The sequence below is a fragment of the Nitrospira sp. Vd2 genome (assembly GCF_979581665.1).
In genome coordinates this window covers 11,299-30,369 of sequence record NZ_CEFZSK010000033.1, presented here as the reverse complement: position 1 = coordinate 30,369, position 19,071 = coordinate 11,299, and the positions used below count along the sequence as shown (strand labels likewise).

Sequence of the window (19,071 nt, the reverse complement as noted above, 5' to 3'; positions counted from 1 at the left end):
CAACGGATAGTATGGCGCGAAAAGCCCACGGAGCGGGAAGTCTGGTCCTTCCCTGGTCGTTGGGTGGCGAGCGAACGATTCACCGGCCCAGCGCCGATGGGACGGTCATCCTCGTCACGGCCATCCTGGCGTTCATCGGCCTCGTGATGGTGTTCAGTGCGAGCGGCGTTGTCGCGGGCAATCGATTCCATGATTCGGTGTATTTTCTCAAACGGCAGATTGCGTGGTTGGCGTTCGGACTGTTGTTGATGCAGGGGGCCAGTCGTATCGACTATCGCGTGTGGCGAAAATTCGCTCTGCCGATCCTTGCCATCACGATCGTTCTGCTCGTGCTTGTCCTGATTCCCGGTGTGGGCAGCGCGGCGAAAGGCGCGCGGCGGTGGCTGAGACTTGGCCCGGTCTCCATTCAACCGGCCGAACTCATCAAGCTCGTCGCGGTCCTCTACCTCGCCTCCTATTTGACGAATAAAGGGGAACGGCTGAAGGACTTCTCGCGCGGCTTCCTGCCCCCGCTGGTCGTGATCGGTGCGCTCAGCGTGCTCGTGCTGTTGGAACCGGACCTCGGCACCGTCGTCGTGCTCGGGCTTGTGACGCTCGGACTACTTTTCCTGGCGGGGGCCCGCTTGACTCACTTGATGTCGTTGATTCCGGTCTTTCTCCTTGCTGTCGCCACCGTGGTCTGGAAGTCACCGTATCGGCTGCAGCGGCTGATGACGTTCCTCGACCCGGGCAAGGACCCGACGGGCGCCGGGTTTCAGGTAAATCAATCTTTCCTGGCCTTCGGCAGCGGCGGGCCGTTCGGCGTGGGACTGGGTGAGGGCCGGCAAAAACTGTTTTTTCTACCCGAAGCCCATACGGACTTTGTGTTGGCCCTTGTCGGAGAAGAGCTGGGCCTGATCGGGACGGTCTCGATCATGCTGCTGTTTTCCGTCTTGGCGCTCAAGGGATTTCAAATTGCGGCCCGTGCGCGAGAGCCGTTCGGTCGGCACTTGGCGCTGGGCATCACGCTGCTGATGACCGTACAGGCCTTGATCAACGCCGGTGTCGCCACCGGGCTGTTGCCGACCAAGGGCCTGACGCTGCCGCTCGTGAGCTATGGCGGCTCGTCTTTGGTCGTGAGCCTGTTGGGGATCGGCGTCCTGTTGAGTATTTCACGTGACCGGCAAGCCGGCAGACAGATCGGTCGCTATGGCGCGATCAAAACACAATGACGATCGTGATCGCGGCCGGCGGCACCGGCGGCCACCTCTATCCTGGTGTGGCGCTCGCGCAGGAGTTCCTGCGTCGCGATCCCTCCGCGGTCATACGGTTCGTGGGGACGACCCGAGGGATCGAAACGAAAGTTCTCGCGCATGAGGGCTTCCCATTGGATTTGATCGCGGCGCAGCCCGTCATGGGACTCGGACTGAAGCAAGTGGCATCCGCCCTTCTGGCGCTACCCTGCGCCGTCCTTCAATCGGTAGCGCTCCTCAGGCGCATGCACGCCGATCTGGTCGTCGGCATCGGTGGGTACACGTCGCCCCCCGTCGTGGTTGCCGCATGGCTCCTGAGAGTTCCCCGCGTGATCCTCGAGCCGAACGCGTACCCCGGGATGGCCAACAAAGTGCTCGGCCCGCTGGCGCAGCGGGTCTTCGTGGCGTTCGAACCCGCGGTTCGGCACTTTGCGAAAGCCAAAGTGCGATTGTTCGGGACACCGATTCGTCACAGCTTCTTCGAAGAAGCGCGGGCCGCGACGCCACACAAGGAGCAGCAGACGTTGCTGGTGTTCGGCGGAAGCCGAGGCGCGCATGCGATCAATATGGCGATGATCGACGCGTTGCCCATTTTGAAGAAGGACGAGGCACTGACGCGTCGATTGACGATCGTCCATCAAACAGGCGAGGCGGATTATGAGCGAGTCAGGCAGGCCTATGGATCGGCGCGGATCGCGGCGCGCGTGGTGCCGTTCTTGTTCGATATGCCGACAGTGTTGTGCGAAGCGGCTCTCGTAGTGTCGCGGGCGGGCGCCATGACGCTGGCCGAGTTGGCGGCATGCGGGCGGCCGGCGATTTTGATTCCCTTGCCGCACGCGATTTATGAGCATCAGGCCCGCAATGCAGAAGTGATGCAGGCGGCGGGAGCCGCGATCATGATGAGTCAGCGTGACTTGAACGGCGCGCGTCTGGCCGAGGCGATTCAGCAACTGCTCCATGATGGCGATCGGCTGAAGGTGATGGGGGACCGCAGTCGAGGACTGGCGCGAGCGGACGCGGCAGAACGGATTGTGGACGAATCTTTAAGGCTGATCACAACGATCGAGAGGAGCGGGGACTAGAGGCCCACAGGAGGAAGGGGAACGCAGTTCCCCTTGGCCTCTAGCTCCCCGCGGACACGATGTTTCGAAAAATACAACAGATTCACCTCGTCGGGATCGGCGGTGCGGGCATGAGCGGCATCGCTGAAGTGTTGCTCACGTTGGGCTACAAGGTCACCGGGTCGGATCTCACGCGCTCGGACACGGTGCGGCGACTGGAAGAATTGGGCGGCAAAATCTTCATCGGACACCACGAGACGAACATCGGCGAGGCTCAGGTCGTCGTGATCTCCTCGGCCGTCTCCGCCAACAACCCCGAAGTCCTCGCAGCGCGCGCCAAGGCGATCCCCGTGATTCCGCGAGCCGAGATGCTGGCGGAGCTCATGCGGCTGAAATACGGAGTGGCGATCGCAGGCGCACATGGCAAGACGACGACGACCTCCATGGTGGCCACCGTGCTGGCACAGGGCGGGCTGGACCCGACGATGGTGATCGGCGGCAAGGTCAATGCGCTCGGGAGCCACGCGCGACTGGGACGAGGCGACCTGCTCGTCGCCGAGGCCGACGAGAGCGACGGCTCGTTCTTGAAGCTCTCGCCATCCATCGTGGCGGTCACCAATCTAGATCGCGAGCATCTGGATCATTACGGGTCGATGGATCGGCTGGAGGCGGCGTTCGTCGAGTTCATCAATCGTGTACCGTTCTACGGCCTCGCCGTGCTCTGCCTCGATGATCCGCGCCTGCGCGCACTGCTGCCCCGGGTGGTTCGTCGATATCAAACGTACGGGTTGACGGAACCGGGAGCGCGTCCGGATTTCCGCGCCGACGAGATCGCGCTGAAGCCGGGTGAGTCGGAGTTCCGCGCCTACTTCCGCGACCGGAACCTCGGCCCGTTCCGGCTGCAGGTGCCCGGCGTCCATAACGTATCCAACGCGCTCGTGGCGATCGTCATCGGCATCGAGTTGGATGTGCCGGTCGATCTCATTCGCAAGGGATTGGCGACCTTTACCGGCGTGGAGCGCCGCTTTCAACGGCGCGGAGAGAAAAACGGCATCATGGTGGTGGATGACTACGGCCACCATCCGACCGAGATCAAAGCGACACTCGCCGCGGCCAAGCAAGGCTGGAATCGGCGCCTCGTCGTCCTCTTCCAGCCGCACCGGTACACGCGCACCCGCGATCTACTCACCGAATTCGCGACCTCGTTTCAAGCCGCCGATGTGCTGTACGTGACGGATATCTATGCGGCGAGTGAACAAGAGATTCCCGGCGTGTCCGGCGAGAAACTCGCGGAGACCATTCGTACGGCCGGCCATCCGTCGGTAACGTACGTCGAGCGGAAGGATCAGTTGGCCGAGCGAGTGCGACCGACCCTTCAAGCCGGCGATCTCGTACTTACCTTGGGCGCGGGTGATATTTGGAAGGTGGGACCGGAATTGTTGGAACGGCTGTGATGCCGGTAACAGCGACATCTCGAGAGAATCGGTCAGCGACGAAGCGTGTGACGGCCGCCGCACCGTTGCGCGAAACGCTCAGCGGGTTTCGCGGCGACGTCCGATTTGAGATGCCGTTGCGCGAGTTGACGTCATTCCGGATTGGCGGTCCCGCAGACGCGGTTGTGTGGCCGGCCGACGTCGAAGACCTCCGTCGTCTCATGCGGCAAGCACGGGCCGCCCACATTCCGTTGTTCGTGATCGGCGGCACGAATCTCCTCGTGCGCGATGGCGGCATTCGCGGAATCGTCGTGAGTTTGGCCAAGCTCCGGCGGATCATCGATGAGCCGAACGACGTCCTGTATGCGGAAGCCGGCGTCACGATGCCCATCCTCCTTCAGCATTCGATCAGCCGTTCGCTGAGCGGGCTCGAGTGGTCGGCCGGCATCCCCGGCACGGTGGGAGGATGCGTCGTGATGAACGCCGGAACCCGCCTCGGGGAGATGAAGGATGCGCTCAAGGCCATCCATCTCGTCACGCCGACGGGCACGATCAAGGAGATCGCCACCGATGCCCTCCGGTTCAGTTATCGGCGCGCTCACCTGCCGCGCGGCATCGTCGTCGGGGCGTGGCTGCAATTGCGCTCGGCGCCGAAGGAGCGGATTCAACGCGTGGTCAAGGACTACCTGCGCTATCGAAAAGACACGCAGCCCCTCACGATCCCGAACGCCGGCTGCGCCTTTAAGAATGCCGGCTCTGAGCCGGCCGGCCGACTGATCGAAGCAGCAGGACTCAAGGGCGCCCGGATCGGCGACGCGCAGGTCTCGGAGAAGCACGGGAACTTCATCGTGAATCGCGGTGCGGCGACCGCGGCCGACGTGTTGGCTTTGATCAGGAAAGTACGGCGGGTGGTCCGGCAGAAAACCGGCGTCACGTTGGAGCTGGAATTAAAGGTGGTGGGAGAGCCGTGACACGGAGCGATGCACCGATCACCCGCGGCCGCATCGGCGTGCTGATGGGCGGCCGCTCATCGGAACGCGAGATTTCGTTGAAGACCGGCCGGGCGGTCCACCAAGCGCTCCTGCGGGGAGGTTACGACGCCGTGGCCATCGATGTAGACGGCTCGATCGCTGAGCGGTTGCGAGAGAAGAAGATCGACGTGGCCTTCATCGCCCTGCACGGCCCTGGTGGTGAAGACGGAAGTATCCAAGGATTACTCGAGACACTGCGAATCCCATACACCGGGTCAGGTATTCGTGCGAGCGCCGTGGCGATACACAAGGGTCTGACAAAAACCCTCCTGTCCGCATTCGGCATTCCGGTACCTGCCGGTGTCATTGTTCGAGGGGGCGATCGAGTGCCGTCAAAGCCGCCGGGCGGGCTGAAACTACCGGTCGTCGTGAAGCCGGCGTCCGAAGGGTCGACGTTCGGGGTGAGCATCGTGCGGCAGGCCAAAGAGTGGCGGGACGCCTTGGCCCGGGCTCATCAGTACGATGCCGATGTCGTGGTCGAAGCCTACATTCCGGGCCGTGAACTCACGATTTCGATCCTGTCGGGGATGGTCCTCCCTGCCGTCGAAATCGTTGCGCCGGGCGGCTTCTACGACTTCAACGCGAAATATCAGAAAGGGCAGACGCAATACATCTGCCCGGCGGTCCTGCCGCGACGGCTGGACAAGGTGATCAAAGAGCTGGCCTTGAAGACGTATCGGATCATTGGCTGTGAAGGGGCCGCCCGCGTCGATGTGCGATTGACGCCGCGCGGGAAGCCCTATGTGTTGGAAATCAACACGACGCCAGGTATGACCGAAACGAGTCTCTTGCCAAAGGCCGCGGCCCAAGCCGGCATCGACTACGACACGTTGACGGAGCGGATTCTCGCATCCGCAATGGCCCGCATGCAAACGATGGCACAGGTGCATGGTGCGTTGGCGAGGTGAGTCACCAGGCAAGCTGCGAGGCCCGCGCGGTCCTCGGCCGAATCGCTCGCGGCGATCAGCCGGGCCACGTAGGACCAGATCGCGATGGACTGGGATCATCGGCAAGACCGCGCTCTGGACGACCGTGCTCGTCCTTGTCGCATGGGGTATCAGAGCCGGCTATGAGATCCTCCGACCGTCCCTTGATCGTGCGTTCGCGATTCATCAGATCACGGTGACGGGCAATACGGAAGTGAGCCGCAGCGATATCATCGATCAGTTGAAGCTGAACCCGAAGGAGACGCTGTGGACCGTCAATACCACTCGTTTAGGCCTTCGGCTCGAATCCCTGCCGTGGATCAAGCGTGCCACGGTCCGACGAGAATTGCCGCATACCTTAGCGGTCCACGTGGTCGAGCGCCGGCCTGCGGCTGTGCTGCGCGCACCGACCCTTTCGCTGCTGCTCGATGAAGAGGCGCATCCGCTGATCGAGTTGAGTCAAGTGACTGAACCCGCGCTCCCCGTCCTGGTCGGCATCGCTCCGAAACGGCTGGTCAACCAAGAGCCCGAATGGGTAAATGCGGCGCGGAAAGGCATCGAGCTTGGCACGCTGCTGACGCGGACGTTTCCAGGTCAGCCGGAGGTCGATGTGGCGAACCCGGAGAACATCGTCGCGTATGTCCAAGGCCTGCGGCTGCAATTCGGGACGTCGGGGTTCGAGGACAAATGGGATCTCTACCGAAAAATGGAGCCGCACCTCGCCGGTAACACGGGCAATGGCCGGGGTGACGTGCGAGGTGAGGTCGACCTGCGCTATCCCGGCAAGGTGATCGTGCGCGAAAGGGGGTAACCGGCGGTGGCCAAACGTGATCACATCGTGGTCGGCTTGGATATCGGCACGACGAAGATTTGTGCCATCGTCGCCGAATTGACCGAAGACCGGACGATCAACATCATCGGTGTGGGCTCGTGTCCCTCGCGTGGGCTGCGGAAAGGGGTCGTCGTCAACATCGAGAGCACGGTGGAGTCGATCAAAAAAGCCGTCGAGGAGGCGGAGCTGATGGCGGCCGTGCAGATCAACTCCGTCTATACGGGGATCGCGGGCAGCCACATCAGCGGCGAAAACTCACGGGGGGTCGTGGCACTGAAAAAACAGGAAGTGACGCGTGCCGACGTCGAGCGCGCGATCGAGACGGCACGAACGGTGGCCGTGCTGCCGCACGATCGGCGCATCCTGCACGTGCTCCCGCGCGAATTCATGGTCGATAATCAGGACGGCATTCGCGAGCCGCTCGGGATGAGTGGCACTCGGCTCGAAGTGGATGTGCACATCATTACGGGCGCGGTGACGTCGGCTCAGAACATCATCAAGAGCGTGAACCGCGCGGGCTTGGACGTCATCGATATCGTGCTCCAGCCGCTCGCCTCCAGCGAAGCGGTGCTGAGTCCGGAGGAGCGGGAATTGGGCGTGGCGATGGTGGATCTCGGCGGCGGCACGACGGACCTTGCGATCTTCGCCGACGGCACCATTCGCCATACCGCCGTGCTGCCCATCGGAGGGCAGCATTTGAGCACCGACCTGTCGATCGGGTTACGGACGCCGCAGGCCGAGGCGGAGAAGCTCAAGATCCGGCACGGCCTGGCGCTGGTGGATCTCCTCCACGACGACGAGCAGGTGGAAGTGCCGAGCGTGGGCGACCGGCTCCCGCGGCTCATGCCGCGAAAAATCCTGGCCGACATCATTCAGCCCCGTGTGGAAGAAATGTTCGACCTCGTTCGCCGTGAAATTATCCGGGCCGGGTACGAAGGTATGTTGGCGGCGGGCGTCGTCATCACGGGGGGGACCTCCATGCTCGAAGGCATGCCGGATGCGGCGGAGCAGGTGTTGGATCTGCCGGTGCGGCGCGGCATTCCGTCGGACGTCGGGGGGCTGCGCGATATCGTGAGCAATCCCATGTACGCGACCGGCGTCGGGCTGATTCTCCATGCGTGCCGCCATACCGATGAATTGGAGACGGTCGGGGCGCGGAGTGGGAAGCGGTTTGGTCGGGTGTTGGATCGGATGCGAGGCTGGATGCTCGAATTCTTCTAATCACGCTGGGTCCGCTCAGCGTTTGCGAAGGGAGGGATGCGATGTTCTCTTTCCAAGACGACGATGCCATGCCGGTTCGCATCAAAGTGATCGGCGTCGGAGGCGCCGGCTGTAACGCCGTGAATACGATGATCGGCGCGGGCCTGAGCCGCGTGGAGTTCATCGCGGCGAACACCGACGTGCAGGCGTTGGGACGGTCTCAGGCGCCGTTCAAGGTGCAACTCGGGCCCGAACGGACGCGCGGGTTGGGCGCGGGCGCCAAGCCCGAGGTCGGCAAAGAGGCGGCGGTCGAGAGTAAAGACCGGCTCCGGGACGCGCTGGAAGGCGCCGAGATGGTGTTCGTCACGGCCGGGATGGGCGGCGGGACCGGCACGGGAGCTGCGCCAATCGTCGCGAACATCGCCCGTGATTTGGGCGCGCTCACGGTCGGCGTCGTCACCAAGCCGTTTCAATACGAAGGCAAGCGCCGGCTCCTGCACGCCGAGGAAGGCTTGCAAGAGCTTCGGAAGAACGTCGATACCCTGTTGGTAATTCCCAACCAGCGGCTCTTGGGATTGGTCGATAAGGCGACGCCGCTGCTCGATGCGTTCAAAGTCGCCGACGATGTGCTGCGTCAGGCGATCCAAGGCATCGCCGATATCATCACGACGACGGGCCACGTGAACGTCGATTTCGCCGACGTTCGAACGGTCATGACCTATACCGGCCGGGCGGTGATGGGCATGGGCATCGCGCGCGGGCCAAACCGGGCGCTCGAAGCCGCCCAGAAGGCCATCTCCAGTCCTTTGCTCGAGGAAGGCAGCGTGCAAGGCGCGCGCGGTGTGCTGCTGAATATTACGGGCGGCGCGAGCTTGTCGCTGCACGAAGTGGACGAGGCGTCGTCGATCATCAAGGAAACGGCCGACCCCGATGCCAACATCATTGTCGGTCAAGTAATCAATCCGGACCTGGAGGAGGATTTGATCATTACCGTGGTGGCGACCGGATTCGACCGGGAGGAGCCGATTCTCACCGCGCCCCAGCCGGAGCGCGCCAAACCGGCGAGGGCCGTGCAGTCGGCCTTGGGCGCCGGCCGCGTTCCTGTGTCCGATCCCACGCCGCAAAACCTGGAGCGGCCCGCCTTCTTACGGCGCGTGAACGGGCAAGCCGAGAGCCAAGAGCGGCTAGGCCTGGCGCTCGAGGATGAGTGGGACGTGCCGACGTTTCTACGGAAGCACGCCGACTAGGCTATGAAGGCAGCGTGACGACTTCGAAGCGCGAATCATCCTCGCCGGCAAGCGAGGGGATCATGATCCCGGCATTCACGGCGCCCGGCATGCGTCACTTCTTCGGCACGCGCCAGTCCCCGACCCTCGCGATGCTGATCACCGAGATACCCGGCGGCGAGCGACCGCCCCGCGTGGTGGTGTCGGTGCGGCAGGTGCATGGCACCGACTCGCTCATCATTGATCGCCAGGTGGAACCCGGTTCTACCTTTTCAGGAAGCTGGGATGCGCTGATCACGAATCAGCCGGGCGTCTTGGTGACGGTGAAGACGGCTGATTGTGTGCCCGTGCTCATTCATGACCCCCACAGCCGAGTTGTGGCGGCCATCCATGCGGGATGGCGTGGCGCCATCGCAGGAATCGTTACCAAGACACTGGAGACGATGGTCCAGCAGTTCGGATGCCGGGTTGAAACAACGCGGATTGGGATTGGACCGTCGGCGGGGCCGTGTTGTTATGAAGTCGATCGGGCGGTGCTCGATCCGTTACGGGAGCGGTATTCGTATTGGCAGACGGTCGTCAGGGAGACGGACGCGAACCGCGGCCATCTCGATCTCCGTGCGTTGATCGGTCGCCAAGTGGCGGCGATGGGAATACCTGACGGCCGCGTTTCGACCGTAAACGCGTGTACCATCTGCCTGCCCGCGCGATTCTACTCCTATCGCCGCGATGGTGTCGTCAACGGCACGATGATCAGCGGCATCATGCTGGAAGCTTAATCGCGCTCGTCGATCTCTTTGACAGAAGCGCGAGCAGGACTGACAGCGCTTGGGACTTCCTGTACAATCCGAGAGCAGCGGAGTCGGGTGGATCGTGTGGGCTCGAGCAATACCGGTACAGATGATATCGGGAAACGTGTACAAGCGATTCGCGAGCGGATTGCACGGGCCGCAGGTCGAGTAGGGCGCGATCCCAGAAGTGTGGAGCTCCTCGCCGCGACAAAAATGGTCCCGTCAGATCGGGTCGTGGAGGCGGTTGCCGCAGGGGTTTGTGACTGTGGCGAAAATCGGCTACAAGAAGCCTTACCGAAGATCGAGGCGCTCGCTGGTCATGGAATTCGCTGGCATTTTATTGGTCGGCTGCAACGGAGGAAGGTCAAGGCAGTCGTCGGCCGTTTTACAATGATCCATTCTGTGGATTCGATCGAGCTTGCGCACGAGATCGAGCGGCGCGCCGCTGAGAGCGCTCTCCAACAAGACGTGCTCCTCGAAGTGAACATCGGTGGGGAATCGAGCAAGGCCGGTTTTAGGCCCGATGAGTTGACCGCAGCGCTCGAAACGCTAGATGGCCTGTCCCACATCCGCATCCATGGGCTCATGACCATGCCGCCAAGGACCGAGACCTCAGAAGGAGCACGGATCTATTTTAAAGCGTTGCGAAGTTTAGCGGCTGCTGCGGCGCAGCGCGGCTATCAGCGGGTCCTCCTCGATCAGTTGTCGATGGGGATGTCGAACGACTTCGAAGTCGCCATCGAAGAAGGCGCCACGATGGTACGAATCGGCACCGCGCTGTTCGGCGAACGTCCGATGGAGGAGCGATGAGCGGCCGTCTCGAGAAACGGATCGCGTTTGTTGGAGCGGGGCAAATGGCCGAAGCGCTCGTCGCCGGCCTGCTGGCGGCAGATGTCGTCGACCCCGTGCGGCTGATCGTGAGCGATCCGAGCGAAGCACGAGTGGCGCTGTTCATGCGGCGCTTCGGCGTAAGGGGCGTTCCAAGTAACAGGGACGCGGCATCAGAGGCCGATATCATCGTGCTCGCGGTCAAGCCGCATGCTGTACCGGCCGCCGGCCGGGAGATGGGGCCACTGGACCGCAAGCTGGTGGTCTCAGTGGCGGCGGGCGTGACGATTCGCGCCGTACACGAAGCATGCACGGGTGCCATTCGGGTCGCACGGGTCATGCCGAATGCGGCCGTTGTGGTACGCGAAGGGATGTCGGCCATCGCCTATGATGTCTCTGTCAATGACGAGGATCGGACAGAGGTTGCGAAAATGTTGGAGTCAGTCGGTCGGATCGTGGTGGTGGAGGAGCACCTGCTCGATGCCGTCACGGGCGTGAGTGGCAGTGGCCCTGCGTATGTGTGTCTCGCGATGGAGGCCTTAGCCGACGGCGGCGTCAAGATGGGACTGCCTCGTTCCATCGCCAATCGGTTGGCGGCGCAGACGCTCTACGGCGCCGCCCGCTACGTCATTGAGTCGGGGCAGCATCCCGGGCAACTCAAGGATCAGGTGGCATCGCCGGGTGGCACAACAATCGCTGGGTTGCATCAACTGGAGGCGCATGGGTTTCGGGCGACGGTGGTTCGTGCGGTGGCCGCCGCGACCCGACAGGCGCACGAGATGGGACGGTCATGTTTGTCGTAGGCAATGTGTTGCAGGCGGTCGCCGTCGTGCTCGACTACGTGCTGTGGCTCTACATGTGGGTGATTATCGCCAGGGCGCTCATTTCCTGGGTGAATCCTGATCCCTGGAATCCGATTGTTCAGTTTCTCCAGCGGATGACCGAACCGGTCCTGTACCCGATCCGCCGAAGACTCGGCTTTGCCATGGGACTCGACGTGTCGCCGATCATCGCGCTCTTGATCATCGTGTTCCTGCAGGTCGCGCTCGTCCAATCGTTGAAGGATGTCGCGCTGCGCATGCATTGATAGCGAGGTGCCGAATGAGACTCACGCCTCTCGATATTCAACAGATGGTGTTCAAAGTCCGGATGCGCGGCTTTGACCGGGATGAGGTCAAGCTGTTCCTGGAAGACATGGCGCAGACGGTTGAAGCGTTGAATCATGACAATGCGGCACTGCGTGAAAAGCTGACCGAGACCGAGGAGCAACTCAAGGCATTGAAAAAAACCGAAACGACGCTGACCCACACGCTGGTGTCGACGCAGGCGATGGCCGAGGACATGAAGCAGATCGCGCAGCGGGATGCGGCCTTGCTGTTGAAAGAGGCTGAATTGAAGGCGGCCGAGATGTTGCGCGAAGCGCGCCAGGAACTGGCGAACCTCCAGCGCGACATCGCCGACCTCCGGAAACAACGGGTGATCGGCATCGAGCGGTTACGGTCCACCCTCCGGACACTGGAACGGACGCTGGAAATTGAAGAGGAAGACATCGCGCAAGAAGCGCCACTCCCTGGTTCCGCGGCGAACCTCACCGGCGGCACGGATCGTTGAAGGGCCTCTCGCTCGTCCTACCTATCTTCTCTTCGTGCGCCGGTGAACGCTGATGACCGGTGCAGATGTCATCACGCAAACCATGCAAGATGCCGTGGAGCACGGGGTGTTCCCGGGTGCCGTCGTTTCCATCCGCCACCGCGGGTTTCTGGTTTATGAACGGGCGTTCGGTGCATCGATCGTCGAGCCTCATCGAGAGCCCGCGACCGTGGAGTCCGTCTATGATCTTGCGTCTCTTACGAAACCTTTGGCGACGGCCACAGCCATCCTCTGCCTGATTCAAGATGGGCGTGTCGGTCTGGACGATGCGATCGGCTCGTTCTTTCCGGAACTGAGCCGCACGGCGATTGGCGCCGCATTGATCCGCCACCTGCTCAATCACTGCTCGGGGCTACCCGGATGGCGTCCGATCTATCAATGGTTGGGCGTCTCGCCGGTGTGCGGGTGGCAAGGCAGCGATGAACAACGGACGGCGAGGCTTCTCCAACACCTCGGCCGTGAAGCGCTCGAACATCCGATTGGAACCCGGGCCATCTATAGTGATTTGGGGTTTATTCTTCTTGGGCTCCTGATCGAGCGAGTGACCGGCGTGCCGTTGGATCGGTACTGCCGCGATCGCGTCTATCAGAGGATCGGCGCGAAGCCTCTCTTTTTTCGCTTTGAGAGGGAGGCCGGCGGGAACGACGTGGAGAGCGTTGCTTTCGCCGCCACCGAGCGCGACCCCTGGCGCGGCCGTGTCCTTCGAGGAGAGGTGCACGATGAAAACGCATATGCCTTAGGAGGTGTCGCCGGACACGCCGGCTTATTCGGCAGCGTCCGGGCCGTCTCGCGGCTCGTTCATGTCTGGCTTGCCGCGTGGCTCGGCTCCGAGGAATTCCTAGCGCCCGTGCTGGTTCGCGAGTTCACGGCCCGGCAGAACATCGCGGTGGGTTCAAGCTGGGCGTTGGGTTGGGATACGCCGTCTCCGCCGTCCACCTCGGGACGCAATTTCGCAGCGGCATCTTTCGGTCATTTGGGCTTTACGGGAACGTCGGTGTGGGTCGATCCCGTGGCTCAGTTGGAGGTCGTGCTGCTGTCCAATCGCGTGCATCCGACAAGGCAGAATACAAAAATTCAGCAATTCCGGCCGCTGATTCATGATGTGATCTACGAAACGTATGTCGGCAGAGGCGAGGAGGCGAATCGGTGGGGCAGCTAAGGATCAACGTAATCGGTCCATGATTCTTTTTCGGCGAGGTACCGACGTCCCTTGAAGTTCGCTCTGGTCCGCATGCGACGGAAGCCTAGATCCTGAAGTTTCTGAACGACACTTGCGACTGCACCAGCGATCGTCGGTTGGCTCATGCCTTCGACGGTCAACGCCTCATACATCACTTTCCCCACGTATCCTTGCGACACGCGGCTCACGAGGATGGCGCGATTGAAATAGCGGTCGCTCGGGTCGTTTCCTTCGATCTGATGGCGCTCGACAACACCGTCCTTTTGCTTTAGCGACAGGGGAAGTGTGCTCACGAAAGGCTCCTACTATAGAACGGTGCAATTATAAAAGGCCATGTCGCGCAAGTGCAAGAGTTGACAAGCATAACGGCCTTCTATCATGCTTCCTCCGCGGCCCAACGTTGGCATCGAACGCCGATTCCGGGTGCCGCTTCTCATGAACGTTCCTAACAGTCTGACGATTCTCCGCATCCTGTTGATCCCGGTCTTCATCGAGTTTCTCATCTATGAACGGTACAATGCGGCGCTCACCGTCATCCTCATCGCTGGAATTACCGACGGCCTTGACGGCACGATCGCTCGCGTGGCGAACCAGCGTACCAAGCTGGGCGCCTATCTGGACCCTCTCGCCGACAAATTGCTCTTGACGTCCGGCTTTGTGACCCTGTCGGCGCTCCATCTCGTCCCCCTCTGGGTCGTGATCTTGGTCGTCAGCCGTGACATCATCTTGATGGCGGGAGCGTTGCTCACGCGGGTGACCGATTTACCGCTCGACATGTCGCCGACCCTCTTGGGCAAGGGAACAACGCTTCTTCAATTGCTGTATATTATCCTCGTCATCGCGTTCACCCCGCGAGACGTTGATCTCCTCACGATCCAACCGCTGTTGTATCTCATGGTCGCGCTCACGCTACTATCCGGCTTTCATTACCTCTACCGGGGCGTGATTCAGTTCAATGCCCGAGAGGCTTGAACCTTCCTCCTTGTGTTCAGTTCACGCAGTCGGTTGACAACTTACGCATCGTCCAGTAGACTTCCGTCAGTCCACCCGTGTTGTAACCCCTGAGAACACCAAGAGAATGGGTCGATCAGCAGCCGTAGCCAGAAAGCTGGTAGATGACGGCCGACGATCCATTGCGACCGTCAGTGCAGGCGCTTTGTTGAGTTGTCCGTCCGGCGTCGACCGCCCCGGTCTAACGTAGGGAAGAACCATGGCCACTTTTGCATACGTCGGCAAGACGAGGCAGGGAGTCGTCAAGAAGGGCGAGGTCATTGCCAAGACAAAAGAAGAGGCCATCGAACAACTTAGACGTCTGAATCTCGCCGTGACAAGCCTTCAGGAAAAGGCGGCGCTCGGGGGGCTTGTCGGTAAACTGGGGGGGGCGGCAAGTGTCAAGGACAAAGATCTCGTCGTCTTTACTCGACAATTTGCAACGATGATCAATGCCGGCCTGCCTCTGGTGCAATGCCTCGATATTTTAGCCACGCAATCGGAAAACAAGACGCTGGGCAAGACGGTTGGTGAAATCAAGGTCGACGTCGAGGGCGGATCGACCTTTGCTGATGCTCTGAAAAAGCATCCCAAGGTCTTCGATGAGCTGTACGTCAACATGGTCCATGCCGGAGAAGTGGGTGGTCTCCTTGATGCAATCTTGTTGCGGCTGGCGAAGCACATTGAGAAGGCCATGAAGCTGAAAGGCGCCATCAAGTCCGCGATGGTGTACCCCGCGGCGATCATCGGGGTCGCCGTCATCGTGATTACTGTGCTGATGATTTGGGTGATCCCAATTTTTGCAAAAATGTTTGCTGAGATGTCAGGCGGAAAGGTAGGGCTGCCGGGTCCGACCCAATTCGTCATCAACGTCAGCGAGTTCATGCAGTCGTATATTATTTTCATTGCCGCAGGCTTGGGTCTTCTGGCCTTTGGCATCAAGCGGTACTATAAAACCACCAACGGCCGCGTCGCGATCGATCGGTCGCTCCTCAAAGCGCCAATTGTCGGTGAGCTGATTCGAAAAGCGTCGGTGGCAAAGTTTACTCGGACCCTGGGGACGTTGATTACCAGCGGCGTGCCGATCATGGATGGTTTGATGATCACCGCCAAGACCTCAGGCAATAAGATCGTAGAGGCGGCGATTCTTGACGCGAGACAAAGTATCAGCGGAGGGAAAACGCTGGCTGAGCCGCTGTCAAAGAGCAACATCTTCCCCAAGATGGTCACGCATATGATTTCGGTCGGCGAATCTACGGGAGCCCTCGATGCCATGTTGGGCAAGATCGCCGATTTTTACGATGATGAAGTCGACCAAGCAGTCGCTTCGCTCACCTCCCTGCTGGAGCCGGTGATGATGGTATTCCTCGGGACCATTATCGGTTTTATCGTCATCGCGATGTATTTGCCTATCTTCAAAATGGCTTCCGTCATTGGGTGACGAACCCATAGTAGAAGGCACAAGACCCCGCCGTGCAGGTTGTCGCGGCCGGCAGGCACGTGGTTTCCTCTCGCTGGCCGGCGTCCCGAAGGGTTGATTGGCGCATGCCTACGAGCCACTCTTTGAACGTTGAAGAAGCGGCCAAGGATCTCCGCACACGGCTCTACTGGTTGATGGCGTTCCGGCTGGTCGTCGTGACGCTCTTACTCGGCATCTCCACCATGGTCCAGATCGGAAGGAGCCAGCCGGTTCTGACCTTCCTTCCGCTCATCACCTTTACATACGGCCTGACGGTCGTCTACGCATTGCTGCTCCGGTATGCCGTCTCCTCTGCCTGGCTCCCCCACTTGGCCTATTTGCAATTGGGCGTCGATCTTTGTCTTGAAACGTATCTCGTCGCAAAGACCGGCGGCATCGAAAGTCCCTTTTCGGTCTTCTATATCATTACGGTCACGCTCGCGAATCTGATCCTGAGACGGCAAGGTGGATTGAGCGCAGCAGGGCTGTCCGTCCTTCTGTTCGGGCTCGTCACCACTTTCCAACTCTCCGGGCGGTTCGACCTTGTTCCGCCGACCCGGCTGTCCGCTCCGGGGACCATCTACACCTTCGGTGTGCATAGCCTCGCCGTCATCGTCGTTGGATTGCTCAGCGGTGCACTCGCCGATCAGTTAAAGCGCGCAGGACAGTCACTCGTCGAAAAAGAAGAGGGATTGAGCCGACTGCAGGCCTTTCACGAAAACGTGGTACAGAGCTTGAGCAGCGGACTCTTCACTACCGATAGTGCCGGACGGCTCACCACTTTCAATCGAGCAGCCCGCGACATCACGTTGTATCCAAGTGAAGCGGTTATCGGCCGGCCGTGGTGGGAGATCTTCAATTGGGAGCAGACGAATTTGTTCGATTCCGATACATCGACCGTCGTGTCGCCCTACCGATTTGAAGGGGAGGGGCGTCGCGCGGACAACAGTCGGATGATCATCGGAATGACGCTCGCCCCGTTGACCGAGAACGGTGTGCGCACCGGGCTCGTCGGCGTCTTTCAGGATCTGACACAGATCCGAGACCTGGAAGAGCAGATGCGACGGCGGGAATGGCTTGCCACGCTCGGTGAAATGTCGGCGGGGATGGCGCATGAGATTCGCAACCCGTTGGCTGCCCTTGGCGGCGCGATGCAAATGCTTCGAAAGGATATTGATCTTGACGAGTCGAATCGGCATTTAATGGATATTGCGATCCGCGAGACGTCCCGGCTCGATGCGATCATCACCGAATTCCTTCTCTACGCTCGTCCTCCAGCCCTCAATCTCAAGGACTGTGATGTGAATGCCGTCCTAGCCGATACCCTCGACCTGATCAGACACGAAGCCCAGTCCCACCAAAACATTGTCATTGTGACGTATCCGGGGCCGGGAATGATGCAGGCGCAGATCGATCCTGATCAAATCAAGCAGGTATTTTGGAATCTGGCGACGAACGCGTTTGAAGCGATGCCCGCGGGTGGGCAGCTGACCATTTCCACCGGGCGTCGGCGGGTGGGGTCCGGCAGGCGCAGCGGCGACGTGATCGAAATCACGTTTCAGGACACGGGGGAAGGGATCAAGAAAGAGCGGCTGGACAAGATCTTTCTCCCCTTTTTCACGACGAAGAAACGTGGGTCGGGCTTGGGGCTTGCTGCGGTTCACCGAATCGTGGATCTTCACGGTGGCTGGATTCGCGTCGAAAGCCAGGAAGGCAAGGGTTCGCAGTTCATCGTGTGCCTCCCGGTCTCGGCCGGTGAGGGATTACGTCTCTGGCACGAAGGTAGGGAACCGTGGAAAAGATCTTAGTCGTCGATGACGAACGAAGCATGCGGGACGTCTTGAGCATCATGCTCAAGCGAGCCGGATACGAGATCATGGTCGCCTCCGACGGAAGCGAGGCCATCGCCCAAATCGGCAAGGAGATCTTCGACCTCGTGATTACCGATCTGAAGATGCCGAAGGTCGGCGGGCTCGAAGTCCTGAAGGCCGTCAAGGAGGTCTCTCCAGACACCGTCGTCCTACTGATCACGGCCTTTGCCTCGACCGATTCGGCCGTCGAAGCGATGAAGCTCGGCGCGTACGACTATCTCAGCAAGCCGTTCCAAGTCGATGATGTTCAGTTGGTCGTGCGCAACGCGCTTGAGAAGCGCCGCCTGTCAACTGAAAATATCCTCCTCAAGCGCGAGATTGCCAGTCAGTCATCTTTGTCGAGAATCATCGGCGAAAGCGAGCCGATGCAGAAGGTGCTCGAGGTCATCCGCAAAGTCGCCGATAGCAAAAGCAACGTCCTCATTTGCGGAGAGAGCGGAACCGGAAAGGAGCTGGTCGCGCGAGCCATCCATTACAACAGCGTGAGGAGCCGCCTTCCCTTCGTGACGGTGAATTGCAGCGCGCTGCCGGAACCGCTGTTGGAGAGTGAACTGTTCGGTCATATGAAAGGGGCCTTTACGGGTGCCATTGCGAACAAGGCCGGGTTGTTCGAAGTCGCGGATGGCGGGAGCATTTTCTTGGACGAGATTGGCGAGACGAGTCCGGCGATGCAGGTCAAGTTGCTCCGGGTCATTCAGGAAAGGGAATTTCGACGAGTTGGCGGCACCCGGGACGTAAAGGTCGATGTCCGTGTCATTGCCGCCACCAATCGCGACCTTGCGAAGGCGGTGGCCGATGGCACGTTCCGCGAAGACCTCTATTATCGGTTGGACGTCATTCCTATCACCCTACCCCCGTTGCGCATGCGGACGGCGGATATCCCGCTGCTGGCGAAGCATTTTCTCGAGCAATTCGCGCGGGCGAACGGCAAACCGGTCCCGACGCTGTCGGCTGATGCCATGCGGGTTCTCGTTGCCCACGAGTGGAAGGGCAACGTGCGGGAGTTAGAGAATTTGATTGAGCGGGTTGTCGCGTTTTCGACGACTCAGGATATCCAGGAAGCGGACATTCAAGGCTGGCTCCATCGGCCCGCACCGCCCTCGACCGGTTCTTCACAGCACTATCCGATCGAACTGCCTCCCGACGGCTTGGACTTGGAAAAACTCATCAACACGATCGAGAAGGACCTCCTGCTCAAGGCTCTCGAGCGGAGCCGTTGGGTGAAGAAGAAGGCCGCGCGCTTGCTGCAACTCAATACCAGGTCGTTCCGGTATCGACTCGAGAAATACGAGATCAAGGGCGGAACTGACGACTAGTCGTCTCACCTAATCTTTCTCTACCTCGCGGCTGTCTCTTCAAGT

The 19,071-nt window shown here is 60.7% G+C and carries 19 protein-coding genes; 18 read left to right on the top strand and 1 reads right to left on the bottom strand.

Going from position 1 to position 19,071, the window contains the following annotated elements; translation table 11 throughout:
• Nucleotides 1–11 precede the first annotated feature (11 nt).
• The 14 genes from ftsW (at nt 12) to AC1U7K_RS12285 (ending at nt 13,369) form a co-directional block, all read left to right on the top strand.
• Nucleotides 12–1,211: a putative lipid II flippase FtsW gene (gene ftsW, locus AC1U7K_RS12350; RefSeq protein ID WP_480251666.1), complete on the top strand. Its 1,200-nt coding sequence runs from the start codon at nt 12–14 to the stop codon at nt 1,209–1,211.
• Nucleotides 1,208–2,314 carry an undecaprenyldiphospho-muramoylpentapeptide beta-N-acetylglucosaminyltransferase gene (murG, locus tag AC1U7K_RS12345; RefSeq protein WP_480251665.1) on the top strand — a complete coding sequence of 369 codons (1,107 nt, stop codon included), beginning with the start codon at nt 1,208–1,210 and terminating at the stop codon, nt 2,312–2,314. The genes ftsW and murG overlap by 4 nt, the downstream gene beginning before the upstream one ends.
• Nucleotides 2,315–2,373: 59 nt before the next feature.
• Nucleotides 2,374–3,747, top strand: a complete 1,374-nt coding sequence (gene murC, locus AC1U7K_RS12340; RefSeq protein ID WP_480251663.1) for a UDP-N-acetylmuramate--L-alanine ligase — start codon at nt 2,374–2,376, stop codon at nt 3,745–3,747.
• Between the two features lie 47 nt (nt 3,748–3,794).
• Nucleotides 3,795–4,697, top strand: a complete 903-nt coding sequence (gene murB, locus AC1U7K_RS12335; protein ID WP_480251662.1) for a UDP-N-acetylmuramate dehydrogenase — start codon at nt 3,795–3,797, stop codon at nt 4,695–4,697.
• Nucleotides 4,694–5,665: a D-alanine--D-alanine ligase gene (locus AC1U7K_RS12330; RefSeq protein WP_480251661.1), complete on the top strand. Its 972-nt coding sequence runs from the start codon at nt 4,694–4,696 to the stop codon at nt 5,663–5,665. The genes murB and AC1U7K_RS12330 overlap by 4 nt, the downstream gene beginning before the upstream one ends.
• 124 nt (nt 5,666–5,789) lie before the next feature.
• The gene (locus AC1U7K_RS12325; RefSeq protein WP_480251659.1) at nt 5,790–6,494 is read left to right on the top strand and encodes a cell division protein FtsQ/DivIB; all 705 of its coding nucleotides are present in this window, start codon (nt 5,790–5,792) and stop codon (nt 6,492–6,494) included.
• A gap of 6 nt (nt 6,495–6,500) precedes the next feature.
• A complete protein-coding gene (gene ftsA, locus AC1U7K_RS12320; protein WP_480251658.1) occupies nt 6,501–7,736 on the top strand; it encodes a cell division protein FtsA in 1,236 nt (411 codons plus the stop codon).
• A gap of 41 nt (nt 7,737–7,777) precedes the next feature.
• The gene (ftsZ, locus tag AC1U7K_RS12315; protein WP_480251657.1) at nt 7,778–8,962 is read left to right on the top strand and encodes a cell division protein FtsZ; all 1,185 of its coding nucleotides are present in this window, start codon (nt 7,778–7,780) and stop codon (nt 8,960–8,962) included.
• Between the two features lie 62 nt (nt 8,963–9,024).
• Nucleotides 9,025–9,720, top strand: coding sequence for a peptidoglycan editing factor PgeF (pgeF, locus tag AC1U7K_RS12310; protein WP_480251656.1), 696 nt, complete (start codon nt 9,025–9,027; stop codon nt 9,718–9,720).
• An 87-nt stretch (nt 9,721–9,807) separates the two neighbouring features.
• Nucleotides 9,808–10,542, top strand: coding sequence for a YggS family pyridoxal phosphate-dependent enzyme (locus AC1U7K_RS12305; RefSeq protein ID WP_480251654.1), 735 nt, complete (start codon nt 9,808–9,810; stop codon nt 10,540–10,542).
• Nucleotides 10,539–11,363 carry a pyrroline-5-carboxylate reductase gene (gene proC, locus AC1U7K_RS12300; RefSeq protein ID WP_480251653.1) on the top strand — a complete coding sequence of 275 codons (825 nt, stop codon included), beginning with the start codon at nt 10,539–10,541 and terminating at the stop codon, nt 11,361–11,363. The genes AC1U7K_RS12305 and proC overlap by 4 nt, the downstream gene beginning before the upstream one ends.
• Nucleotides 11,351–11,647 carry a YggT family protein gene (locus AC1U7K_RS12295; RefSeq protein ID WP_480251651.1) on the top strand — a complete coding sequence of 99 codons (297 nt, stop codon included), beginning with the start codon at nt 11,351–11,353 and terminating at the stop codon, nt 11,645–11,647. Before proC ends, AC1U7K_RS12295 begins: the two co-directional genes overlap by 13 nt.
• Before the next feature lie 14 nt (nt 11,648–11,661).
• Complete coding sequence (locus AC1U7K_RS12290) at nt 11,662–12,171, top strand: DivIVA domain-containing protein (RefSeq protein ID WP_480251650.1); 510 nt, start codon at nt 11,662–11,664, stop codon at nt 12,169–12,171.
• Nucleotides 12,172–12,223: 52 nt separating this feature from the next.
• Nucleotides 12,224–13,369, top strand: coding sequence for a serine hydrolase domain-containing protein (locus AC1U7K_RS12285; RefSeq protein WP_480251649.1), 1,146 nt, complete (start codon nt 12,224–12,226; stop codon nt 13,367–13,369).
• Here the strand turns inward: AC1U7K_RS12285 and AC1U7K_RS12280 are convergent.
• Entirely contained in the window at nt 13,366–13,683 is a 318-nt protein-coding gene (locus AC1U7K_RS12280; RefSeq protein ID WP_480251648.1) for a hypothetical protein, read from the bottom strand. The genes AC1U7K_RS12285 and AC1U7K_RS12280 overlap by 4 nt on opposite strands.
• An 85-nt stretch (nt 13,684–13,768) precedes the next feature.
• On the opposite strand from AC1U7K_RS12280, the gene AC1U7K_RS12275 reads away from it, so the two are divergent.
• The 4 genes from AC1U7K_RS12275 to AC1U7K_RS12260 all read left to right on the top strand — a co-directional run bounded on the left by AC1U7K_RS12275 (nt 13,769) and on the right by AC1U7K_RS12260 (nt 19,026).
• Entirely contained in the window at nt 13,769–14,362 is a 594-nt protein-coding gene (locus tag AC1U7K_RS12275; RefSeq protein ID WP_480251646.1) for a CDP-alcohol phosphatidyltransferase family protein, read from the top strand.
• 238 nt (nt 14,363–14,600) lie between these two features.
• Nucleotides 14,601–15,821, top strand: coding sequence for a type II secretion system F family protein (locus tag AC1U7K_RS12270; RefSeq protein WP_480251645.1), 1,221 nt, complete (start codon nt 14,601–14,603; stop codon nt 15,819–15,821).
• 122 nt (nt 15,822–15,943) lie between these two features.
• Nucleotides 15,944–17,647: a two-component system sensor histidine kinase NtrB gene (locus AC1U7K_RS12265; protein WP_480251644.1), complete on the top strand. Its 1,704-nt coding sequence runs from the start codon at nt 15,944–15,946 to the stop codon at nt 17,645–17,647.
• Entirely contained in the window at nt 17,632–19,026 is a 1,395-nt protein-coding gene (locus tag AC1U7K_RS12260; RefSeq protein ID WP_480251643.1) for a sigma-54-dependent transcriptional regulator, read from the top strand. Before AC1U7K_RS12265 ends, AC1U7K_RS12260 begins: the two co-directional genes overlap by 16 nt.
• The last annotated feature ends 45 nt before the right edge of the window (nt 19,027–19,071 follow it).

Excerpts from the sequence above, each read along its gene's own strand:
- ftsZ (WP_480251657.1), top strand. The coding sequence starts at position 7,778 with ATGTTCTCTTTCCAAGACGACGATGCCATGCCGGTTCGCATCAAAGTG.
- AC1U7K_RS12285 (WP_480251649.1), top strand. The coding sequence starts at position 12,224 with ATGACCGGTGCAGATGTCATCACGCAAACCATGCAAGATGCCGTGGAG.
- AC1U7K_RS12275 (WP_480251646.1), top strand. The coding sequence starts at position 13,769 with ATGCTTCCTCCGCGGCCCAACGTTGGCATCGAACGCCGATTCCGGGTG.
- AC1U7K_RS12295 (WP_480251651.1), top strand. The coding sequence starts at position 11,351 with ATGTTTGTCGTAGGCAATGTGTTGCAGGCGGTCGCCGTCGTGCTCGAC.
- AC1U7K_RS12290 (WP_480251650.1), top strand. The coding sequence starts at position 11,662 with ATGAGACTCACGCCTCTCGATATTCAACAGATGGTGTTCAAAGTCCGG.
- murG (WP_480251665.1), top strand. The coding sequence starts at position 1,208 with ATGACGATCGTGATCGCGGCCGGCGGCACCGGCGGCCACCTCTATCCT.
- ftsW (WP_480251666.1), top strand. The coding sequence starts at position 12 with ATGGCGCGAAAAGCCCACGGAGCGGGAAGTCTGGTCCTTCCCTGGTCG.
- pgeF (WP_480251656.1), top strand. The coding sequence starts at position 9,025 with ATGATCCCGGCATTCACGGCGCCCGGCATGCGTCACTTCTTCGGCACG.
- proC (WP_480251653.1), top strand. The coding sequence starts at position 10,539 with ATGAGCGGCCGTCTCGAGAAACGGATCGCGTTTGTTGGAGCGGGGCAA.
- murC (WP_480251663.1), top strand. The coding sequence starts at position 2,374 with ATGTTTCGAAAAATACAACAGATTCACCTCGTCGGGATCGGCGGTGCG.
- AC1U7K_RS12270 (WP_480251645.1), top strand. The coding sequence starts at position 14,601 with ATGGCCACTTTTGCATACGTCGGCAAGACGAGGCAGGGAGTCGTCAAG.